We start from the raw sequence: 4,419 nt of genomic DNA, 5'->3' as shown, positions 1-4,419 counted from the left end.
CCGCTTGGATCGATGTTGAAGCCGCGCGGCTGGGTCTCGGTCGGGACGTGGCCGATCGGCGTGAGCCGGCCGGTGGTGCCGTCGACCTTGAAGGCTGCGAGCGTGTTCGATCCGCGCTCCGATACGTAAAGCCATTCCCCGTTCGGTGAGAGATGCAGGTCGGCCGCCCACGGCTTGCCGGCAAAACCTTCGGGCAGCGCGGTGGTGCGCTGCTCCTCGTGCCAGCTTCCGTTGTTCGCGTCATAGGTGAACGTCGCGACGTCGGCGTTGAGCTCATGCACGAGATAGACGAACCTGCCGCTCGGATGAAACACGAAGTGGCGCGGGCCGGACTTCTCCGGCACCTTGACCGTCGCCGGGTCCTTGGCATCGAGCGTGCCGGTCGCGGCGTCGAATTTGAAGCCGAGGACCTGGTCGGAGCCGAGATTGGTCGCGAACACGAAGCGGTTGTCGGGCGCCGGCAGGAAGGCGTGGGCGTTGAGCCCGGTCGGGATCACCTGGCTCGGCGCGCCGACCACGCCGTCGGCGCCGACCGGATTCACCGCGACCCTGTTGCCGCCATAGGACGCGCCGAACAGGAATTTGCCGGTCCTGTCGAACGCGATATTGGCCATGCTGTCGGCGAGCGGCCCGTTGCCGAGATGCTTCAACTGGCCGGTTGCCGGATCGATCGCAAAGCTGACCGCGAGATAGGGTTGCGAGCGCACGCCGGCGATCAGCACGTGATGGTCGGGGCTCACCGCGAGCGGCGTCGAGCTGCCGGGCTTCTCGACGCCGATGAGCGCGGCGGTCTGCACCACCATCATCGCGCCCGAGCCGGGATCAAGGCGAAACACGCTGATGTCGTTGCTGTCGGCGTTGCCGACATAGGCGAACGTGTCCGCGACGGCGGCGCGAGGCCCGAGCGTGGCCGTGATGAGGGCGCAAAGCCACAGCGCCACGCGCGCGCGTCTCGATCCGATCATTTTGTCTCCTCCGAGTTTCTTGGTGCTTGGGATCGGCTCTATAGCCGATTTCGGGCTCGCAACGGCGACGATGCAGGAGATTTTCGATTCGCCTGTTGCCCGGCCCATCAGGCAAAATCCAGCGACATGCGCGCCATCGGAGACCGAGGGCGGCCCAGGAATCCCCCGCGCGAAAAATCGAAATTCACGTGGCCGTTCAAGGCGGGAATCGGTGTCCAGATCTCCCGGCAAAAATATTTCTATTTCTTTTTTTCAGAAACCGTGCCATCTTGCGCGCACCCCGCCCCGGCAAGAGGGACGTTACGGCCGATCGTCACGAAACGTGGGGCGGGGATGCGGTGGCCGTGTTGGCGTTGCTGGACGAGCAACGTCACGCGGACGGCGAAATCGTGTGGTCCTGACGCCCCGACGCTGGCGCCAAGCCTTGTGGAAGATGATCCGCAGGGTGACGGGGGCAAGAGAGCCCGGTCCCCGGGGAGATCACGTATAAGCCGTAAACCATCGCGCGGGGAAGGCTGGGCATTCTCGGCTGAACCTGTGGTTCCTACCCCGTGCTTTCTTGTTGCACGGGGGCCATGGGCATCAGCCGGTGCCCGGTCTTCCCTGCGCCCTCTGTTTTTCGGAGGGACACGATTTGCTTAGAACTCGGGCGCCAGATGCCGCGAGAACGCGAGCTCGTGCCCTTTGCGCGCTCCTCCGCTTCCCGCTAAACACGGGCGTGCAAACGGAGTAGCCCATGCAAGACCTCTGGCGCCTGCCGGCCACCGACCTCGCGGTCCTGATCCGCTCGAAACAGGTGTCGGCGAAGCAGGCTGCGACCGCGGCGCTGGCCCGGCTGGACGCGGTGAATCCTGCGATCAACGCCGTGGTCGATCACCGGCCGGAGGACGTGCTGCAACAGGCGGCCGAGGTCGATGCCGCGATCGCGCGCGGCGAGGACCCAGGCCTGCTCGCCGGCGTGCCGGTGACCGTCAAGGTCAATATCGACCAGAAGGGCTATGCCAACACCAACGGCCTGACGCTGCAGCGCGATGCGATCGCGACCGCGAACAGTCCGGTGATCGACAATCTGCGCAAGGCGGGTGCCGTGATCCTCGGCCGCACCAACTGCCCGGCATTCTCCTACCGCTGGTTCACTGGCAACCTCATTCACGGCGACACGAAAAACCCGCGCGATCCTGCAATCACGCCGGGCGGCTCCTCCGGAGGGGCGGGCGCGGCGGTGGCCGCCGGCATCGGCCACATCGCCCATGGCACCGATATCGCAGGCTCGATCCGCTATCCCGCCTATGCCTGCGGCGTGCACGGGCTGCGCCCGACGCTTGGCCGCATCGCTGCCTTCAATCCCGGCCTGCCGGAACGCCCCATTGGTCCGCAGCTCGAGGCGGTGTCCGGCCCGCTCGCGCGCTCCATCAAGGACCTGCGCGTGGCGCTCGCCGCGATGAGCGCAAGGGACCCGCGCGATCCCTGGTGGGTGCCGGCGCCGCTCGAGGGGCCGCCGATGCCGAAGCGGGTGGCGCTGTGCCTCAATCCGGATGGACTCGATCCCGTGTCCGAGGTGAAGGCTGCCGTGGCCGATGCCGGCGAGCGGCTGCGGCGCGCCGGCTTTATGGTGGAGGAAATTGCGGACACGCCGCCGCTGCGCGAGGCCGCGGACTGGAACAGAAAGCTCTGGCTCGGCGACAATTATGAAGCGCAGCTTGCGGCCGCCGAGAAGGAAGGCGATCCCGGCGCGCTCGCCTGCCTGCGCGGCAACCGTGCCAAGGTGGCGCCGTTCGGCCAGGCCGATTTCTCCAGGGCGCTGACCCGACGCGCCACGCTGGCGCGCGAGTGGCTGCTGTTCCTTGAAAACTATCCGGTGCTCCTGATGCCGGTCTCCGGCGAATTGCCGTTTCCGGACCAGCTCGACTGCAAGGATGACTCCTCGTTTGCAAGGGTCTGGCACGCGCAGTTGCCGCAGATCGCCATTCCCTTCCTGGGCCTGCCCGGGCTGACGGTCGCGACCGGGCTGGTGGGGCGCGTGCCTGTCGGCGTGCAGGTGGTCGCGGGACGCTATCGCGAAGATCTCTGCCTTGCGGCGGGTGAAGCGATCGAGGCAGGCGGCGTGCCGCCGTCGCCGATCGATCCCATCGCCTGAACGGACCTGAGAGGATGCCGAACGTCTACGATTTCACCGCGCTGTCGCTGTCGGGCGAAGAGGTCGCGCTGCAGCGATACGAGGGCCTGGTGCTCCTGATCGTGAACACCGCGAGCAAATGCGGCTTCACGCCGCAATATCAGGGGCTCGAGGCGCTGCACCGCGAATATGCAACGCGCGGCTTTGCCGTGCTCGGCTTCCCCTGTAATCAGTTCGGCGGCCAGGAGCCGGGTGAGGCAAAGGAGATCGCCGAGTTCTGCAAGAGCAATTACGACGTCAGCTTTCCGATGTTCGCCAAGATCGACGTCAACGGCGCCAACGCGCACCCGCTGTACCAGCACCTGAAGCGGGCGAAGTCGGGGCTGCTCGGCTCCGCCATCAAGTGGAATTTCACCAAGTTCCTGGTCGATCGCGAGGGGAGAGTGATCGCGCGTCACGCCCCCACCGCGCGGCCGGAAGGACTGAAGCAAGCGATCGAGGCCCAACTGTGAACGATGAGAACGAAACGACGAACGACACGCTGCCGGACCGGCTTTCGGTCGACCCGAGCAGCCCCTACTACAACGCCGATATCCTGGCGCGCGACGTCGGCATCCGCTTCAAGGGCCAGGAGAAGACCAATGTCGAGGAATATTGCATCAGCGAGGGCTGGATCCGGGTCACCGCGGGCAATGCCCGCGACCGCCACGGCAACCCGTTGACCATCAAGGTGCATGGCCCCGTCGAGCCGTACTTCAAGGACAAGAAATAACTCCCCGTCATTCCGGGGCACGCGAAGCGTGAACCCGGAATGACGAGATTCCGGGTCTGGTCCTTCGGACCATCCCGGAATGACGAACAAACCAAGAGCCCAACACCATGATCCGCATCGTCGACGTCCGCGAGGTCACAAAACCGATCTCGTCGCCGATCCGCAACGCCTATATCGATTTCACCAAGATGACGACGAGCCTCGTCGCCGTCGTCACCGACGTGAAGCGCGACGGCAGGACCGTGGTCGGCTACGGCTTCAATTCCAACGGCCGCTACGGCCAGGGTGGATTGATCCGCGAGCGCTTCGCGTCGCGGCTGCTCGAAGCTGATCCGAAATCGCTGCTCGACGAGGCCGGTGACAATCTCGATCCCGACAAGGTCTGGTCGGCGATGATGCGGAACGAGAAGCCGGGCGGTCATGGCGAGCGTTCGGTCGCGGTCGGCACCATCGACATGGCGGTGTGGGACGCGGTGGCGAAGATCGCAGGCAAGCCGCTGTTCCGCCTGCTCGCCGAGCGCCACCAACGCAATGCCGATCCGCGCGTGTTCGTCTATGCCGCCGGC

4 protein-coding genes and 1 pseudogene are annotated in these 4,419 nt (G+C 65.8%); 4 read left to right on the top strand and 1 reads right to left on the bottom strand.

What is annotated here, in order from left to right; all coding sequences use genetic code 11:
* Positions 1–965 (bottom strand): lactonase family protein (locus JOY90_RS12895; protein WP_291691511.1); only part of this gene is annotated, 965 nt, incomplete at its 3' end.
* Between the two features lie 736 nt (positions 966–1,701).
* Here JOY90_RS12895 and JOY90_RS12890 point away from each other — a divergent pair.
* The 4 genes and pseudogenes from JOY90_RS12890 to JOY90_RS12875 all read left to right on the top strand — a co-directional run.
* Entirely contained in the window at positions 1,702–3,102 is a 1,401-nt protein-coding gene (locus tag JOY90_RS12890; RefSeq protein ID WP_291691510.1) for an amidase family protein, read from the top strand.
* Positions 3,103–3,116: 14 nt separating this feature from the next.
* On the top strand, positions 3,117–3,593 hold the full coding sequence (locus JOY90_RS12885; protein ID WP_291691509.1) for a glutathione peroxidase: 477 nt from the start codon (positions 3,117–3,119) through the stop codon (positions 3,591–3,593).
* Entirely contained in the window at positions 3,590–3,853 is a 264-nt protein-coding gene (locus tag JOY90_RS12880) for a DUF3297 family protein (protein WP_291691508.1), read from the top strand. The genes JOY90_RS12885 and JOY90_RS12880 overlap by 4 nt, the downstream gene beginning before the upstream one ends.
* 107 nt (positions 3,854–3,960) lie before the next feature.
* Positions 3,961–4,419: pseudogene (locus JOY90_RS12875) on the top strand (mandelate racemase); the annotation flags it as partial.

The organism is Bradyrhizobium sp. (assembly GCF_019242285.1).
Taxonomy (GTDB): domain Bacteria; phylum Pseudomonadota; class Alphaproteobacteria; order Rhizobiales; family Xanthobacteraceae; genus Bradyrhizobium.
This window is presented reverse-complemented; position numbering and strand designations above follow the sequence as displayed.

What these genes read in the sequence shown, in the direction of transcription:
- JOY90_RS12890 (WP_291691510.1), top strand. Translation starts at nt 1,702, where the DNA reads ATGCAAGACCTCTGGCGCCTGCCGGCCACCGACCTCGCGGTCCTGATC.
- JOY90_RS12885 (WP_291691509.1), top strand. Translation starts at nt 3,117, where the DNA reads ATGCCGAACGTCTACGATTTCACCGCGCTGTCGCTGTCGGGCGAAGAG.